The following is a 17,871-nucleotide window of genomic DNA, read 5'->3' as shown; positions in this document are numbered from 1 at the left end:
CGCGCAAGCACGGAAACGCATGGATCGCGGTGGCCGATACGGGCTCTCCTGCGGTTGATGGACACGCACGGGAGCCCAGGCACACCCCAGGCACAAGGTCTGAGCGTACCCACCTCAACCACTTCGGTCAAAACAAAAGCCCGGCCGCCGGAGCCGGGGGACCGCCACGACCCGTGCGCCGCCTGGGCGACACCCCCGTGCGGCCCCGCCGACTCGCACAAGTGGTAGAGCCGTGGTAAGGACGGCCAGGTCAGTCCCCCCTCAAGAGGGCAGCGATCGTCCCGGACGAGCACATGCCCGAGGCCCGGCGCGAGGCCCGCACGCGGCCCGGTGGCGGCCCGGCGAACTAAACTGCCGAGCGCTTCAGCCCAAACGGCACGATCATCAGGGGAGCGGGACATTGGGGACGGTCACCTCGGAACCGGCCACGGCGCACAGCCCGCGCCCCGACGGCGGCCGGGACCTGCCCGCCCCGCGGCGCCGCCGTCCTCGCCGTGCCCGGCTGTACGGTCCCCTGCTCGCCTTCCTGATCACCTCGGGGGCGTTCTGCGCGGCCTGGGTGGCGCGCGGCACCTTCCCCTTCGGCAACACCGGCCGCGCCGTCAACGACCAGGCCAACCAGTACGTGCCCTTCCACCGCGCGCTCTGGGACCTGGTCCACGGGCAGGCCGCCGGTGACGTGCTCTTCACCTGGCGCGGCGGCTTCGGACAGCAGTTCCTGTCCGACTACTACACGTACCTCGGCAACCCCTTCTCGTGGCTGACCGTCCTGGTCCCGCGCGCCCACGTCGACCTGGCCGTCTTCGCGCTCACCCCGGTCACCATGGGCACCGCGGCCGCCGTGATGGCGGTGTACCTCGGCAAGCTGCGCCCCGGTCCGTGGTGGCAGCGCGGCGTCCTCGGCGCCTGCTACGGCCTGTGCGGCTGGGCGCTCAGCGACGCCTCGTACATCCCCATGTGGCTGTGGGGCCTGGTCGCCCTCCCCCTGCTCGGCATCGCCGTCGAGTGGTGCCTGGAGGAGCGCCGCTGGCCGGGCGCGGCCCTGCTGGTCGCGCTCGCCTGGTACGGGAACTTCTACACCGCGATGATGGCCACGATGGCCGCATGCGTCCTGCTGGCCGTCCGCCTGATCACCCGCGACATGACGGGCCGGCTGGGGGTCCCCCCGGACGGAGTCCGGGGGAGGCTGCGCGCCCTGTGGCGGGCGTCGACGGCCGCCGCGACCGGGGTGGCGCTCACCCTGCCGCTCCTCCTGCCGTCGTTCTTGTCCAGCGGCTCGGCGCAGCCCACCCAGGCCGCCGCCTTCGACCCGGTCCGGATCGAGCTCTTCCTCGCCGGCATGCTCCCGGCCACCCACCTGTGGGGCGGCCGCCCGCGGCTCTACGTCGCCTCGCTCGGCCTGATCCTGGCGGGCTCCTTCGTCTTCAACGCCGCCGTCGCGAGGCGGACCCGCCTGGTGTGGGCCGCCGCGATCCTGCTCGTGGCCGCCTCGTTCCAGTTCCCGCCCACGCAGTACGTGTGGCACGGGCTGGCGGTGCCCAACGGCAATCCGTACCGCGAGGCCTTCGTCTTCAGCGGCATGGTGGTCGTCGTGGCCTGGCTGGCGCTGGCCGCCCGGCCGCGCCCGCTGCACCTCGCGCTCACCGCCGGCCTGCTGGTCGCGGCCACCTTCGTGCTCCGGCACACCGACGACTTCGGCGGCTGGACCTGGCCCGCGGTGCTGGGGGGCGGGGCCGTGTCGCTGCTGGCCCTGGTCCTGCTCGCGCTGGGTGACAAGCGCCGGTACCTGATCCCCGTCGCGGCCGTCCTCATGGTCGGCGTGGTCTTCGCCGAGTCCACGGTGGCCGCGGCGAGCGCGGACGCCCGCCGGTCCCGCGAGCGGTGGGCGAAGCCGACCGCCACCTCGAACCGGTCGATCGGCGACCACTACGAGGCCGTCCGGCAGGTGGACGGCTGGCCCGCTTACCGGACCGACTCGGGCTCGCCGCAGACCTCGTACAACGACGCTCTCGCCCTGCGCGCGGAGGGGCCGCAGTACTACAGCAGCTACCTCCCGGAGGCCACGTACGGGGCACTGGAGCCCCTGGGATACGGCTTCAAGAACGACGGCCGGACCTTCTTCGGCGCCGACAACCCGGTGCTCGACGCGATCTTCTCGATCGGCGCGCGGGTCCGCCCCGGGGCCGCGCCGGGCAGCTGGACGGGCTCGAAGTTCCCCGCGCCCCCGCTGGTCACGGTCCGCTCCGCCGCCTACACCTCGCCGAACCCCGGGGGCAGCGTCTACGCCCGCCAGGAGAACGTCCTGGGCGCCACCGTCTACCAGGTCCCGCAGGTCACCCGCGGGGGCAGCGCCACCGAGCAGACGTACGCGGCGCAGTGCACCCCCGGCTCCGAGGCCTTCTGGTACTCCCCCGAGGTGTACGGCACCCTGCGCACCGCGGGAGCCGAGCGGCAGGTGGAGGACCAGGTGACCGGTGTGATCCCGCTGGGCGAGGTCCCCGCCTCGGGCCGGGTCGACGTCACCGTGGACACCCGCACGCAGGGCGCGACCGCCGGGGAGCACCCGCTGGGCTGCCTGGACCGCGCGGCCCTCGGCACGGCGGTCGCCCGGCTGACCGCCGGCGGCGCCACCGCCGTGAAGGCGGGCGGCCACACCATCGAGGCCACCCTTCCCGACGGCGCCACCGGCACCGCGGTCTTCGCGATGACCGACATCCCGGGCTGGCGGTGCTCCGCCCCGGTGCGCGACTTCCACGGCCTGGTGTCGCTGCCCCTGGCCCCCGGCACGAAGAAGGTCTCCTGCACCTTCACCCCCAAGGGCCTCACCCCGGGCCTGGCCGGCGCCGCCCTCGCCCTCCTGGCCCTGGCCTCGGTCACGGTGGCGGGCGCACGCCGACGCCGCGCGGGCGCCGACGCCTGACCCGGGCACTGTCCGTGACCGTCCGTACTCAATCGAGTGGTTCCGGATCTGCGAGGGGCCCGCGGTCAGTAGATTGACCGCTCTGACGCATCGGGGCGGGGGCTGCCGCATGGCTTTGGACAACCTCCCGGGCGACGGAGGGCTGGACGACCGGGTCCCCTTCCTGGCCCGGCTGGAGAGCGAGGACGGTACGGCGTTACGCGCGCTCGGCCGTGAGCTGGCGTTCGCACCGCGCGACCGCCTGATCCACCAGAACGAACCCTCGACGCACATCCTGCTGGTCCTGCACGGCTGGACCAAGGTGACCGTCGCCGCACCCAACGGCTACCAGGCGCTGCTCGCCCTGCGCGGGCCCGGCGACATCCTCGGCGAGTCCGCCGCCCTCACCGGCCGCGTCCGCTCCGCCACCGTGACCGCACTGGAGCCGGTCCGGGCCGTGGCCGTCGACCACGAGGCCTTCCGCGCGTTCCTCGCCGGCTTCCCCGCGGTCGCCCTCCAGCTGCTCGCCCTCACCTCCGACCGCACCCGCGCCGCCGACCGGCGCCGCCTGGAGTTCGCCTCGCTGAGCGTGCGCGAGCGCCTCGCCGTCCTGCTCCTGGACCTCTCCAGGACCCACGGCCGCGCTGCCCCCGCCGGCGTCGAGCTGACCGTTCCGCTCACCAAGGAGGAGCTCGCCGGGGCGGTCGGAGCCTCCCGCGAGATGGTCCAGCGGGAGCTCAAGGAGCTCCGCGAGCGCGGCGTCGTGATCACCGGCCGCCGCGCGCTGGTGATCGTACGGCCGGACGTACTGCGCCGGATCGCCCAGTCGCAGCCGCCGGCCTAGGCAGCCCCGGGACCGACCGCGCCTTCAGTGCAGGGCGTCACACTCCGGGTGCGTCATCCGCCCTCACGGCGGAGCGCCCGTCTGCCCCACTCTCTTGTCACAGCAGGGATCCACCGGGATCCACCACGAGAGGCGATCATGAGCGACCCACTCCCCCGCACCATCCTCCTGGTAGACACCGAGCGCTACAGCGACCGCGACGACGTCCAGCAGGCCTTCCTGCGCCGGATGCTCTACGACGTCGTCGACCGGACCCTGCTGGCCGCCGGAATCGACCAGACGCTACGACTGCGCGCCGACCGTGGTGACGCGATCATGGAGATGATCGACCCGAGCGCGCCGCTGACGACGCTGCTGCGCGCCCTGCTGACCGAGGTCCCCGCCCAGCTGCGCGCCGTGAACCGGCTGGCGGCCAGCTCGGCGCAGATCCGGCTGCGGGCCGTGCTCGCGACCGGGTACGTCGCCGTCGACGAGTTCGACGGCTGGGTGGGCACGGACCTCAACCACGCCTGCCGGCTGCTGGACGGCGAACCCCTGAAGGAAGCCCTGCGCGAGCGTACGGACGACTACGCGCTCTGCGTCTCGGAGTCGGTGTACGCCGGCATCGTGCGGCACAACCACACCGGAATCCCGGCCGACGAATTCACAGCGGTCACCATGCCCAGCAAGAACGGCCCGCTGGGCGCGTGGCTGTACGGACCACTGCCGACGGGGGGCCCGGCGCCGGAGCCTGAGGGGGACTCCGGCGCCGGGACAGCCGGAGCCGGGGCCGGGACAGCCGGGGTCGCCACGGCCGCCCCGGCCCCGGCGGACCCGGCGGCCCCGGCTCCGGCGAGTCAGATCAGCGGCGGGCAGTTCGGCGGCGTCAACCACGGCATCAGCGGCGGCACCTTCCACGGCGACATCCGGCTGGGCGGCGGTGACCGCCGATGAGCACCCCGGTGGCGGACGCCCCAGTACCGGCCGAGGGCCCGGACCAGGCGGAGTCCCCGGCCGAGCCGGCGGTCCAGGCCGCAGCGCCGGCGCCGGCTCCGGCGGAGGAAGCACCCCAGAGCGCCTACGACGCCCGGCGCGACCTCTTCCGCGGCATCCCCGACGCGATGCGCGGCGGCGTCGGCGGCGGGCAGTTCGGCGGCGTCAACCACGGCATCAGCGGCGGCACCTTCCACGGCGGCGTCACGGTGAACCACCTGATGGTCGGCAGCGCCACGCACACCTCCGGTGAGGTCCCGACAGGGACGCTGACACGCCTCGACAGGGTGTTCGCCGAGGACGGCAGCAACTTCCAGGACCTGCTGGAGCAGCTCCGCAAGGAGCGCGTCCTGGTACTCACCGGCCCCCGCTTCACGGGCCGGCGCACCGCCGCGCTCCTGCTGCTGCGGCGCCTGGGCACCGCTTCGGTCCACTCCCTGGACCGGAGCACGTCCCCCGAGAACCTGGCCGACCGGCTCGCCGCCGGAGAGGCTCGCGGGTACGTCCTGTGCGACCCGATCACCACGCGGGACCAGCCCCTGCGCGACACGCATCTGCTGGCCGCCCGGGACAAGCTCGGCGAGAACGGCGTCCTGGTGATCACCGCCGGTCCGCACACCCATCTGGAGGGCGTCTCGGGCCACCCCTGGCAGCCTCCCGGCACCACAGCCGTCCTGCACTCCTCGCTGCGCGCCCACGTGGACGACGAGGGCGAGTTACGGCGGCTGCTCGCACTGCCCGCCGTCACCGACTTCCTCAGCGGTCACCACCAGCTCCGCGAGGCCGCGCGGTTCGCCGAGGTACTGGGCCGGCACTCCCTCCACGGATCCGACGCGTCGGAGATCGAGACCTTCTCCCAGGCCGCTCTGGAGCAGCAGATCCAGGAGTGGTTCGAGGACGCGGACGGCACGCTGCACCTGCGGGAGAAGGCCTTCCTCGTCGCCCTCGCCGCCTTCCACAAGGGGCCGTACGCCCTCACCGCCGAACTCAGCGACCTCCTGTTCGGCCTCCTCCAGCGCACCGAGCACCCGGATGTGCCCGCGGCCGTCCCCGTCTTCGGCACCAACCCCGCCAAGCGCCTCCAGCTGGCCCGCGCCATCCGCTACCCGAAGGAGGAGCGGACCGAGTGGGGCCCGGTCACCCAGTCGATGGCCGCCTTCCAGGACGACCGGCTCGCGGCGGTCCTGCTCCGCGAGGTGTGGACCGGCCATCCGTCCGCCCGCCCCGCGCTGGTCGGCTGGCTGCGGCTGCTCGCCGCCGACGGGCGGTCCTTCGTACGCACCCGGGCCGCGTCCACCGTCGCCGTACTCGCCCTGCACGACCTGCCCTCCGCGATGGCCCTGGTCATCGAGGAATGGGCGCTGTCCGACCGCCCGTGGCTGCGGATCGGCGCCGTCAATGCCCTCGCGCTCGCGCACATCATCGGCACCCCGAACATCCCGCGGATCATCGACCGCTGGTGCGCCGACGAGGACGCCCACGCGCGCCTGCGCTGGGCCGCCATCCGCGTCCACGGACTGATCGGCGACGAGCGGCCCGTGGAGACCGTCGAGGCCCTGCGCGTGGCCGTCCGGCGCGACGGGAACGACGCGGCGATGCTGCTCGAACTCGCCCAGTCCCTCGAACTGCTGCTCCTCTCCGACGCGCGCGACGAGGTCCTCGCCGAGGTGCTGCGCACGCGCGACGACGACCGGGCCGCCGTCGACCTCGCCCTCGACGGCTTCCTGCGCGCCTGCCGGCACACCGAGGACGACGAGCCCTTCGGCCGCCCGCTGGTCCTCGACTGGTACGCCCGGTCCGTCACCGGGCGGCCGCACTCCGCCCGCGGGATCGCCGAGCTGTGGCGGGCCGCCCTCGACCGCATCCGCAACCAGGACGCCCTCGACCTGCTGCACGACTGGGTGGTGGCCGCGGACCGCGACCACGCCACCGAATGGGCGCTCGCCGCCCTGCTGCCCGCCCTGGTCACCCGGGCCACCGAGCGGGAGCGGCTGCTCCACCTCCTGCGCGAGGGGAACCACGGGGTGGTGCTACCCGCCGCCGAGCGCCTGCTGACCGTACTGCCGAACCACTGAACCGAGGAGAAGCCGCACGATGTCCGATCCCCGCCGCCACCCCGACTGGGAGCAGCCGGCCGACCGGCACACCCAGCTGATCGACCCGGTGATCACCGTCCAGCAGCTCGGGCGGTTCGAGGTGTTCCGCAAGCTGCAGACCCGCATCGACCACGCCCTGGTCTTCTCCACCGCCAAGGGCGGGTACGTCGCCTTCCTGCCGCCGCAGCGGCCCGGCTCCACCCGCGGCTTCACGGCGGTCTACGAGGTGGACACGGGAGTCCACCACTTCCGGGCGGAGATCGAGCTCCCCAGCGACAACGACGCGTTCCAGTTCGTCGTGGTCGTGGAGATCAGCTGGCAGGTGACGGACCCGGCCCGGTTCGTGGAGAGCCGTCACCGCGACGTGCCCCGGCTGCTGCTCGGCGAGCTGGAGCAGGCCGCCCGGCCGGTCGCGCGGCGCTTCTCCATCGCCCGGAGCGCCGAGGCCGAAGGGGAACTGCTGCGGGCGCTGCCCGCGGTCGGCCCGCTCGGCCGGACGTGCGGGCTCCAGACCTCCTGGACCGTCCGGCTGCGGCGCGACCAGGAGAACATCGACCACCAGCTGCGCATGCAGGCCATCCACCACGGCACCGACGAGCAGATCCTCACCGAGCAGCTCGGCATGCGTTACGACGTCCAGCTCGACCAGCGGGCCCGCCAGCAGGACGAGCTGACCACCGAGCGGGCGCTGGCCTACGGTGGGCAGCAGCACGAGCTGGCCCTGCGGCAGCAGCAGTGGGAGCACCAGCAGCGCCTGGAGCTGAGCCGCCAGCAGGCGGAGCTGCAGCGGGTCGAGGCCGAGAAGATCACCTTCTACCAGTACCACCTGGAGCAGGGCGGGGTGCACGCGTGGGCCCTCCACCTGGCCCAGCACCCCGAGGACTCGGCCCTCGTCATGCGGACCATGCGCGAGGACCAGCTCCAGATGATCCGGGACCAGATGAGCCTGGTCAGCCAGGTGCTCGGGGACGGCGGGGCCGAGCGGCACGAGTTGCAGGGACCCAAGCAGCTGGCGCTGCGGGCCATGAACGACATCCTCAACCAGCGCCTGCCCGGTGTCCCCCACGACCCGGCCCCGCCGTATCCGGGCCGGCTCCCGGCCCCGCCCCCGCCCCCGCAGCCGCCCGCGGGCCCGCCCGGAGCGCCGGTACAGGGCGTCCCCGTCCAGGGTGTCCCGGTACAGGGCTACGGACCGGCCGCACCGCAGCCACCCGCGCCGCAGCCGCCCGCGCCGTACGGACCGGCCCCGACCTTCGCCCAGTGGGAGCCGCCGCCCGGGTACGGGACCGCTCCCGTACAGCCGCCGGCCCCGCCCGGCCCCACGGCCGAACCCGGACTCCAGCCCCAGGCCGAGGCCCCGGCTCAGCCCCAGCCCGACGACGGGCGGCCGCAGCCGTGACCGCGGCCCCGCCTCCGCCCGGCGCCGAGGCCGCCACCCGGCTCCTGTCCGACCTGCGCGGTGAGATAGCCCGGGCCGACAGCAAGGCCTCGGTGCTGGTCGGCGCCCTCGGGATGACCGCCGGGGTGATCAGCGCCCTGCTCGCCGGAAACGGCTGGCGGCCGGAATCGCTCTCGGCACCCGGCGCGGCCGTGTGGTGGGCGGGCGCCGCCGCCCTCGCCGTGGCCCTGCTCGCCCTGCTGCTGGCGGTGCTGCCCCGGTACCGCTCGGCCGAGTGGCGGCCGGGCTCCCCGCTCTCGTACTTCGGCGACATCCGCTCGGCGGTGCGCCAGGGCCGCCTCGCGGAGGCCCTCGCCGACACCGACCGCGACCCCGCCGCTTCGCTCATGGCGGCGCTCGCGGAGAACAGCCGGATCACCGCCCTCAAGCACCAGTGGATCAGGACCGGCCTGTTCGCCTTCTGCACTGCCACGGTGCTGCTCCCCGCCGCCCTGCTCATCGGCTGACGTCCCCGATACGACGAAGGATTCACCGTGAACCAGCCACCCGAACCCCAGTACCCGCAGGGTCCCCAGTACCCGCAGAGCCCGCCGCCCCCCGCGTACCCGCAGCCGCAACCGCAGGCACCCGCGTACCCCCAGCCCCAGCCCCAGCCCCAGGCGCCGTCGTACCCGCAGCAGCAGCCCCCGGCACCCGCGTACCCGCAGCCCCAGTCGGCTCCGCCCCAGGCTCCCGCCTACCCACAGCCCCAGCAGCCCGCGTACCCCCAGTACCAGCAGCCCCAGCAGCCCGCCTACCCCCAGTACCAGCCCGCCCCCGCAGCCCAGCCGGCCCCGGTGCCGGCCCCTGCGGCCCCGCTGGACGACCTGGAGTACCAGAACGCCCCCGGCACCCGAGTCCACCGCAAGGCCCACCAGCGCAGCGCGGACGCCACCGCCTTCGGCCAGCTCGCCCTGCACGTCCCCGGGTTCCTGATGAGCCTGATGGTGGTCCTGCTCCTCGCCACCATCCTGGAGGCCGTGTCCGGCCTGCCCTACTGGCTGCCCACCCTGCTCTGGATCGCCTCCGGGGCCCTCGTCTTCCACCGCCCCAGCGAGGACTTCTTCGCCCGCCACCTGCTGCGCCTGCAGCGCCCGCTCGCCCACGAGCTCGCCGCGCTCTCCCCGGTGTGGCGCGAGGTCACGGCCCGCGCCGGCGTCGACGGCGACCGCTACGAGCTGTGGATCGAGGACACCGACCACCTGAACGCGTACGCGGCCGCCGGCCACATCGTCGGTGTCACCCGGTTCGCCCTGGAGAACCTGCCCAAGTCCCAGCTCGCCGCCGTACTCGCCCACGAGCTCGGCCACCACACCGGCGGCCACGCCTGGTCCGGGCTGCTGGGCTGGTGGTACGGCCTGCCCGGGCGGATCGCCTGGCAGGTCATCCGGGCCGTGACCGTCTTCGTCATCCGGTTCACCAGCTTCTTCTCCTACCTGGCCGCCGGATTCATGATCATCTTCGTCGGTCTGTTCACCATCCTGACGATCACCGCCACCTACGGGCTCCCGCTGCTGCTGCTCGTGATGCCCTACCTGATGGCGGCGGTGGGCCGGCGGGCCGAGCTGCGCGCCGACGAGCACGCCGCCGCGCTCGGCTTCGCGCCGATGCTCGCGCAGATGCTGCACGGGGTGATGGCCCAGGAGGAGCAGGCGAAGCAGGCCGTCCTCGCCCAGACCGGGAAGCCGTTCACCGAGCCCGGCACCCTGGACCGGCTGCTCTCCACGCATCCCGACCACCGGACCCGGCTGCACCACCTCCAGCCGTACCTGCAGCCCGCACGCTGAGGCGTCCGACCGACAACACGCCGCAGGGCGGCCACCCTCTCGGGTGACCGCCCTGCGGTTACTACGTGCGCTCGACTCAGCCGTTGTACGGGCCGTAGTCGTAGTCCTCCAGCGGGACAGCCTGGCCGGAGCCGGTGCCGAAGGGCGAGTAGTCGATGTCGTCGTAGCCGACGGCCGAGTACATCGCGGCCTTGGCCTCCTCGGTGGGCTCCACCCGGATGTTGCGGTAGCGGGCGAGGCCCGTACCGGCCGGGATGAGCTTACCGATGATGACGTTCTCCTTGAGGCCGATCAGGGAGTCGGACTTGGCGTTGATCGCCGCGTCCGTCAGAACCCTGGTCGTCTCCTGGAAGGACGCCGCCGACAGCCACGACTCGGTGGCGAGCGAGGCCTTGGTGATACCCATCAGCTGCGGACGGCCGGAGGCGGGGTGACCGCCCTCGGTGACCACACGACGGTTCTCGGTCTCGAACTTCGACCGCTCGACCAGCTCGCCCGGCAGGAGCTCCGCGTCGCCGGACTCGATGATCGTCACGCGGCGCAGCATCTGCCGGATGATGATCTCGATGTGCTTGTCGTGGATCGACACGCCCTGCGAGTTGTAGACCTTCTGGACTTCGCCGACCAGGTGGACCTGGACGGCACGCTGGCCGAGGATGCGCAGCACGTCGTGCGGGTTGGTGGCACCCATGGTGAGCTTCTGGCCCACCTCGACGTGGTCGCCCTCGGACACGATGACCTTGGCGCGCTTCGAGATCGGGAACGCCGTCTCGTCGCTGCCGTCGTCGGGCGTGATGACGATCTTCTTCGTCTTCTCGGTCTCCTCGATCCGCACGCGGCCGGCGGCCTCGGAGATCGGGGCGACACCCTTCGGGGTACGGGCCTCGAAGAGCTCGACGACACGCGGCAGACCCTGCGTGATGTCGTCACCGGCCACACCACCGGTGTGGAAGGTACGCATCGTCAGCTGGGTACCGGGCTCACCGATGGACTGGGCGGCGATGATGCCGACCGCCTCACCGATGTCGACCAGCTTGCCGGTGGCGAGCGAGCGTCCGTAGCAGAAGGCACAGGTGCCGACCGCGGACTCACAGGTCAGGACCGAGCGGGTCTTGACCTCCTCGACGCCGTTGGCGACCAGGGCGTCGATGAGCACGTCACCGAGGTCGACGTTGGCCGGCGCGATGACCTTGCCGTCGATGACGACGTCCTCGGCCAGCATGCGGGCGTAGATCGAGGTCTCGACGTCGTCGGCCTTGCGCAGCACGCCGTCCTCGCCGCGAACGGCGATCTTCAGCTTCAGACCGCGCTCGGTGCCACAGTCCTCCTCGCGGATGATCACGTCCTGCGAGACGTCCACCAGACGACGGGTCAGGTAACCCGAGTCGGCGGTACGCAGGGCGGTGTCCGCCAGACCCTTACGGGCACCGTGCGTGGAGATGAAGTACTCCAGAACGGTGAGGCCCTCACGGAAGGACGCCTTGATCGGACGCGGGATGGTCTCGTTCTTCGCGTTCGACACCAGACCACGCATACCGGCGATCTGTCGCATCTGCATCATGTTTCCTCGGGCACCCGAGTCAACCATCATGAAGATGGGGTTCGTCTTGGGGAAGTTCGCGTTCATCGCCTCGGCAACCTCGTTGGTCGCCTTGGTCCAGATCGCGATGAGCTCCTGCGTGCGCTCGTCCTTGGTGATCAGACCGCGCTCGTACTGCTTCTGGACCTTCTCGTCCATCGCCTCGTAGCCCGCGACGATGGCCTTCTTGGCCTCGGGCACGACGACGTCGGAGATGGCCACGGTGACGCCCGAACGGGTCGCCCAGTGGAAGCCGGCCGCCTTCAGGTTGTCGAGCGTCGCCGCCACGATGACCTTGGGGTAGCGCTCCGCCAGGTCGTTGACGATCTCGGAGAGCTGCTTCTTGCCCACCGAGTAGTCGACGAACGGGTAGTCCTCGGGAAGCAGCTCGTTGAAGAGCGCGCGACCCAGGGTCGTCTTCAGACGGAAGCTGTCGCCCTGCTGGAACTCCTGCTCGCCCTCTTCGGCGACCGGCGGCACCCAGCCACGCGGCGGGATGGTGCCCACCGGGAAGCGGATGTCGACGGCCGACTGGAGCGCGAGCTCGCCGTTGTCGAACGCCATGGTCGCCTCGGCCGTGGAGCCGAACGCGCGGCCCTCGCCCTTGACGTCACGGAGCTCACCGTCGGTGGTCAGGAAGAACAGACCGAGGACCATGTCCTGGGTCGGCATCGTGACCGGACGGCCGTCGGCCGGCTTGAGGATGTTGTTCGAGGACAGCATCAGGATGCGGGCCTCGGCCTGCGCCTCCGCGGAGAGCGGCAGGTGCACGGCCATCTGGTCACCGTCGAAGTCCGCGTTGAACGCGGTGCAGACGAGCGGGTGGATCTGGATGGCCTTGCCCTCGACCAGCTGGGGCTCGAAGGCCTGGATGCCGAGGCGGTGCAGCGTGGGCGCACGGTTCAGCAGGACCGGGTGCTCGGCGATGACCTCTTCGAGGACGTCGTAGACGACCGTGCGGCCGCGCTCGACCATCCGCTTGGCGCTCTTGATGTTCTGCGCGTGGTTCAGGTCGACCAGGCGCTTCATCACGAACGGCTTGAAGAGCTCCAGCGCCATGGCCTTGGGCAGACCGCACTGGTGCAGCTTCAGCTGCGGACCGACGACGATCACGGAACGCGCGGAGTAGTCCACACGCTTGCCGAGGAGGTTCTGACGGAATCGACCCTGCTTGCCCTTCAGCATGTCGCTGAGGGACTTCAGGGGACGGTTACCGGGACCGGTGACCGGACGACCACGACGACCGTTGTCGAAGAGGGCGTCCACGGCCTCCTGAAGCATGCGCTTCTCGTTGTTCACGATGATCTCGGGGGCACCGAGGTCGAGGAGACGCTTCAGACGGTTGTTGCGGTTGATCACGCGGCGGTACAGGTCGTTCAGGTCGGAGGTCGCGAAGCGGCCACCGTCCAGCTGCACCATCGGACGCAGGTCCGGCGGGATCACCGGCACGCAGTCCAGAACCATGCCCTTGGGCTTGTTGCTGGTCTGCAAGAACGCGGAGACGACCTTGAGGCGCTTGAGCGCACGGGTCTTCTTCTGGCCCTTGCCGGTACGGATGATCTCGCGGAGGCGCTCGGCCTCCTCATCCAGGTCGAAGGACTCCAGGCGCTTCTGCAGCGCGGCGGCGCCCATGCAGCCGTCGAAGTACGTGCCGAAGCGGTCACGCAGCTCGCGGTACAGGAGCTCGTCGCCCTCCAGGTCCTGGACCTTGAGGTTCTTGAAGCGGGCCCACACCTCGTCGAGGCGGTCGATCTCGCGCTGGGCGCGGTCACGGAGCTGCTTCATCTCGCGCTCGGCACCTTCGCGCACCTTGCGGCGCACGTCGGCCTTCGCGCCCTCGGCCTCAAGCTCGGCCAGGTCGGTCTCGAGCTTCTTGGCACGGCCTTCGAGGTCCGCGTCACGGCGGTTCTCGATCTGCTGACGCTCGACGGAGACGTGGGCCTCCAGCGACGGGAGGTCGCGGGTGCGACGCTCGTCGTCGACGAACGTGATCATGTACGCGGCGAAGTAGATGACCTTCTCGAGGTCCTTCGGCGCGAGGTCCAGCAGGTAGCCCAGGCGCGACGGGACGCCCTTGAAGTACCAGATGTGGGTGACGGGAGCGGCAAGCTCGATGTGGCCCATCCGCTCACGGCGCACCTTGGCGCGCGTGACCTCGACGCCACAACGCTCACAGATGATGCCCTTGAAGCGGACACGCTTGTACTTGCCGCAGTAGCACTCCCAGTCCCGGGTAGGACCGAAGATCTTCTCGCAGAAGAGTCCGTCCTTCTCGGGCTTGAGGGTGCGGTAGTTGATGGTCTCCGGCTTCTTGACCTCGCCGTGGGACCAGGTTCGGATGTCGTCCGCGGTGGCAAGGCCGATCCGCAGCTCGTCGAAGAAGTTGACGTCGAGCACTGTGCGTCAATCCCTCTTTCGGGGTCGAGTCTCAATCATGGTCTGAACGGTCCCGGGGATGACGGGGGGCTCTTGAGCGAGCCCCCCGTCAGGCCCGTCAGACCTCTTCGACGCTGCTCGGCTCACGCCGGGACAGGTCGATACCGAGCTCCTCCGCCGCGCGGAAGACGTCCTCGTCGGTGTCGCGCATCTCGATGGACATGCCGTCCGAGGACAGCACCTCCACGTTGAGGCAGAGCGACTGCATTTCCTTGATGAGCACCTTGAAGGACTCGGGAATGCCCGGCTCGGGAATGTTCTCGCCCTTGACGATCGCCTCGTAGACCTTCACGCGGCCGGTCACGTCGTCGGACTTGATCGTCAGGAGTTCCTGGAGCGCGTACGCAGCGCCATAAGCCTCAAGCGCCCACACCTCCATCTCACCGAAGCGCTGACCACCGAACTGCGCCTTACCACCCAGCGGCTGCTGCGTGATCATCGAGTACGGACCGGTCGAACGGGCGTGGAGCTTGTCGTCGACCAGGTGGTGCAGCTTCAGGATGTACATGTACCCGACCGAGATCGGGTCCGGGAACGGCTCGCCGGAGCGGCCGTCGAACAGACGCGCCTTACCGGTCGGGAGCACCATGCGCTCGCCGTCGCGGTTCGGGATGGTGTGCTGCAGCAGGCCGGCCAGCTCGTCCTCGCGGGCACCGTCGAACACCGGGGTGGCGACGTTGGTACCGGGAGCGACCTGGTCGGCGCCGATCGCCTGGAGGCGCTGCGCCCACTCGTCCGCCAGACCGGAGACGTCCCAGCCGCGGCTGGCGAGCCAGCCGAGGTGGATCTCCAGGACCTGTCCCGGGTTCATTCGGGACGGGACACCCAGCGGGTTCAGGATGATGTCGACCGGCGTGCCGTCCTCAAGGAAGGGCATGTCCTCGATCGGAAGGATCTTGGAGATGACACCCTTGTTGCCGTGGCGGCCGGCGAGCTTGTCACCGTCGGTGATCTTGCGCTTCTGGGCGACGTAGACGCGGACCAGCTGGTTCACGCCCGGAGGAAGCTCGTCGCCCTCCTCGCGGTCGAAGACGCGGACACCGATGACCTTGCCGATCTCACCGTGAGGGACCTTGAGCGAGGTGTCACGCACCTCGCGGGCCTTCTCACCGAAGATCGCGCGGAGCAGGCGCTCCTCCGGGGTCAGCTCGGTCTCACCCTTGGGCGTGACCTTGCCGACCAGGATGTCGCCGGCGACGACGTCCGCACCGATGCGGATGATGCCGCGCTCGTCGAGGTCCGCGAGGACCTCCTCGGAGACGTTCGGGATGTCCCGGGTGATCTCCTCGGGGCCGAGCTTGGTGTCACGGGCGTCGACCTCGTGCTCCTCGATGTGGATCGAGGAGAGGACGTCGTCCTGCACGAGGCGCTGCGACAGGATGATCGCGTCCTCGTAGTTGTGACCCTCCCACGGCATGAACGCGACGAGCAGGTTCTTGCCGAGGGCCATCTCGCCCTCTTCGGTCGCCGGTCCGTCGGCGAGGACCTGGGACTCGACGATCCGGTCACCCTCGTTGACGATGACCTTCTGGTTGACCGAGGTGCCCTGGTTCGAGCGGGAGAACTTGGCGACGCGGTACGTGGTGTACGTGCCGTCGTCGTTGGCGACGGTGATGTAGTCGGCCGAGACCTCCTGGACGACACCGTCCTTCTCCGCACGGATCGAGTCACCGGCGTCGACCGCACAGCGGTACTCCATGCCGGTGCCGACGAGCGGGGCCTCCGCCTTGATGAGCGGAACGGCCTGGCGCATCATGTTCGCGCCCATGAGGGCACGGTTGGCGTCGTCGTGCTCCAGGAAGGGGATCATCGCGGTCGCGACGGACACCATCTGGCGCGGGGAGACGTCCATGTAGTCGACGTCGTCGCCGGCGATGTAGTCGATCTCGCCGCCACGACGGCGGACCAGGACGCGGTTCTCGGTGAAGCGCATCTCATCGTTCAGGGCGGCGTTCGCCTGGGCGATGACGAAGCGGTCTTCCTCGTCGGCGGTCAGGTAGTCGACCTCGTCGGTGACGACACCGTCGACGACCTTGCGGTACGGGGTCTCGACGAAACCGAACGCGTTGACGCGGCCGTAGGAGGCGAGCGAGCCGATCAGACCGATGTTCGGGCCTTCAGGGGTCTCGATCGGGCACATGCGGCCGTAGTGCGACGGGTGAACGTCACGGACCTCGAAGCCGGCCCGCTCACGGGACAGACCACCGGGACCCAGAGCCGAGAGACGACGCTTGTGCGTCAGACCCGACAGCGGGTTGTTCTGGTCCATGAACTGCGACAGCTGGCTGGTGCCGAAGAACTCCTTGATGGAGGCGACGACCGGCCGGATGTTGATCAGGGTCTGCGGCGTGATCGCCTCGACGTCCTGGGTGGTCATGCGCTCGCGCACGACGCGCTCCATACGAGCCAGACCCGTGCGGACCTGGTTCTGGATGAGCTCGCCGACGTTGCGCAGACGACGGTTGCCGAAGTGGTCGATGTCGTCGGTCTCGACCACGATCGAACGGCCGGACTCGCCGATCGTCTCGGTCTCGCCGGCGTGCAGCTTGACCAGGTACTTGATCGTCGCGATGACGTCGTCGGTGGTGAGCACACCGGCGTCGAGCGGCTCGTCGGCGCCGAGCTTCTTGTTCACCTTGTAGCGGCCGACCTTCGCGAGGTCGTAGCGCTTCGGGTTGAAGTAGAGGTTCTCGAGCAGCGTCTGAGCGGCCTCGCGGGTCGGCGGCTCGCCCGGGCGCAGCTTGCGGTAGATGTCGAGCAGCGCGTCGTCCTGGCCCTGGGTGTGGTCCTTCTCCAGGGTGGCGCGCATGGACTCGTACTCGCCGAACTCCTCGAGGATCTGCTCGGTGGTCCAGCCGAGAGCCTTCAGGAGGACGGTGACGGACTGCTTGCGCTTGCGGTCGATGCGGACACCGACCATGTCGCGCTTGTCGATCTCCATCTCCAGCCAGGCACCCCGGGACGGGATGATCTTGGCGGCGAAGATGTCCTTGTCGGACGTCTTGTCGATGGAGGAGTCGAAGTAGACACCAGGGGAGCGGACAAGCTGCGACACGACGACACGCTCGGTGCCGTTGATGACGAAGGTGCCCTTGTTGGTCATGAGCGGGAAGTCGCCCATGAAGACCGTCTGAGACTTGATCTCTCCGGTCTCGTTGTTCGTGAACTCGGCCGTGACAAACAGCGGCGCCGCGAACGTGAAGTCGCGGTCCTTGCACTCGTCGACAGAGTTCTTCGCCGGCTCGAAACGGTGGTCGCGGAAGGTCAGCGACATCGACCCGGAGAAGTCCTCGATCGGCGAGATCTCCTCGAAGATCTCTTCCAGACCGGACTTGGTGGGGACGTCCTGTCCACTCTCAAGCGCCGACTCGACGCGAGACTTCCAGGCAGCATTGCCGAGAAGCCAGTCAAAGCTCTCGGTCTGCAGCGCCAGGAGGTTCGGAACCTCGAGGGGCTCCTTGATCTTTGCAAAGGAGATGCGCAGCGGGGCAGTGCTGGCACCGGTGTTCGTATTGGTCGAGGCGTTGCGCGAGGCGGCCAAGAGGGGGTCCTTCCGAGGGCTCGGACTCACTACGCGCGTACCGGTCCCAGCCGACACAGAAGACAGGCGCCCCCGATCTGGTCGAAAGTCCAGGTCAGGGCGTATCAATCAAGTGTGCTCAAGCGTGGGCATGTCCCTGGCGACGGGCAGAGGACAGCTAACAGGCAGCGCAAAGGGTCAGTGTAGCCACTTGGCTCACTGATGTCCAGACCAGGTTTCCGGAAACCGGCAACAGGCCTTCCCCATGTTGTCGAAACCAACATCCAACGCTGCGGCCCT

General features: G+C 70.3%; 9 protein-coding genes. 7 read left to right on the top strand and 2 right to left on the bottom strand.

Annotated elements, in window-relative coordinates:
* Positions 1-400 precede the first annotated feature (400 nt).
* The 7 genes from OG429_RS22840 to OG429_RS22810 all read left to right on the top strand — a co-directional run bounded on the left by OG429_RS22840 (position 401) and on the right by OG429_RS22810 (position 10,036).
* Entirely contained in the window at positions 401-2,920 is a 2,520-nt protein-coding gene (locus tag OG429_RS22840; protein ID WP_328927149.1) for a YfhO family protein, read from the top strand.
* Between the two features lie 109 nt (positions 2,921-3,029).
* A complete protein-coding gene (locus OG429_RS22835) occupies positions 3,030-3,743 on the top strand; it encodes a Crp/Fnr family transcriptional regulator (RefSeq protein WP_328927148.1) in 714 nt (237 codons plus the stop codon).
* 138 nt (positions 3,744-3,881) lie between these two features.
* Complete coding sequence (locus tag OG429_RS22830) at positions 3,882-4,676, top strand: hypothetical protein (RefSeq protein WP_328927147.1); 795 nt, start codon at positions 3,882-3,884, stop codon at positions 4,674-4,676.
* Positions 4,673-6,790, top strand: a complete 2,118-nt coding sequence (locus OG429_RS22825; protein ID WP_328927146.1) for a hypothetical protein — start codon at positions 4,673-4,675, stop codon at positions 6,788-6,790. The genes OG429_RS22830 and OG429_RS22825 overlap by 4 nt, the downstream gene beginning before the upstream one ends.
* A 19-nt stretch (positions 6,791-6,809) precedes the next feature.
* A complete protein-coding gene (locus OG429_RS22820; RefSeq protein ID WP_328927145.1) occupies positions 6,810-8,210 on the top strand; it encodes a hypothetical protein in 1,401 nt (466 codons plus the stop codon).
* A 113-nt stretch (positions 8,211-8,323) separates the two neighbouring features.
* Positions 8,324-8,716 carry a Pycsar system effector family protein gene (locus OG429_RS22815; protein WP_405922430.1) on the top strand — a complete coding sequence of 131 codons (393 nt, stop codon included), beginning with the start codon at positions 8,324-8,326 and terminating at the stop codon, positions 8,714-8,716.
* Between the two features lie 27 nt (positions 8,717-8,743).
* A complete protein-coding gene (locus OG429_RS22810) occupies positions 8,744-10,036 on the top strand; it encodes a M48 family metalloprotease (protein ID WP_328927143.1) in 1,293 nt (430 codons plus the stop codon).
* A 76-nt stretch (positions 10,037-10,112) separates the two neighbouring features.
* Here the strand turns inward: OG429_RS22810 and OG429_RS22805 are convergent, their stop codons facing one another.
* On the bottom strand, positions 10,113-14,012 hold the full coding sequence (locus tag OG429_RS22805) for a DNA-directed RNA polymerase subunit beta' (RefSeq protein ID WP_328927142.1): 3,900 nt from the start codon (positions 14,010-14,012) through the stop codon (positions 10,113-10,115).
* A gap of 97 nt (positions 14,013-14,109) precedes the next feature.
* On the bottom strand, positions 14,110-17,592 hold the full coding sequence (rpoB, locus tag OG429_RS22800; protein ID WP_328927141.1) for a DNA-directed RNA polymerase subunit beta: 3,483 nt from the start codon (positions 17,590-17,592) through the stop codon (positions 14,110-14,112).
* Positions 17,593-17,871 lie beyond the last annotated feature (279 nt).

The sequence above is a fragment of the Streptomyces sp. NBC_00190 genome (assembly GCF_036203305.1).
Taxonomy (GTDB): Bacteria; Actinomycetota; Actinomycetes; order Streptomycetales; family Streptomycetaceae; genus Streptomyces.
This window is presented reverse-complemented; position numbering and strand designations above follow the sequence as displayed.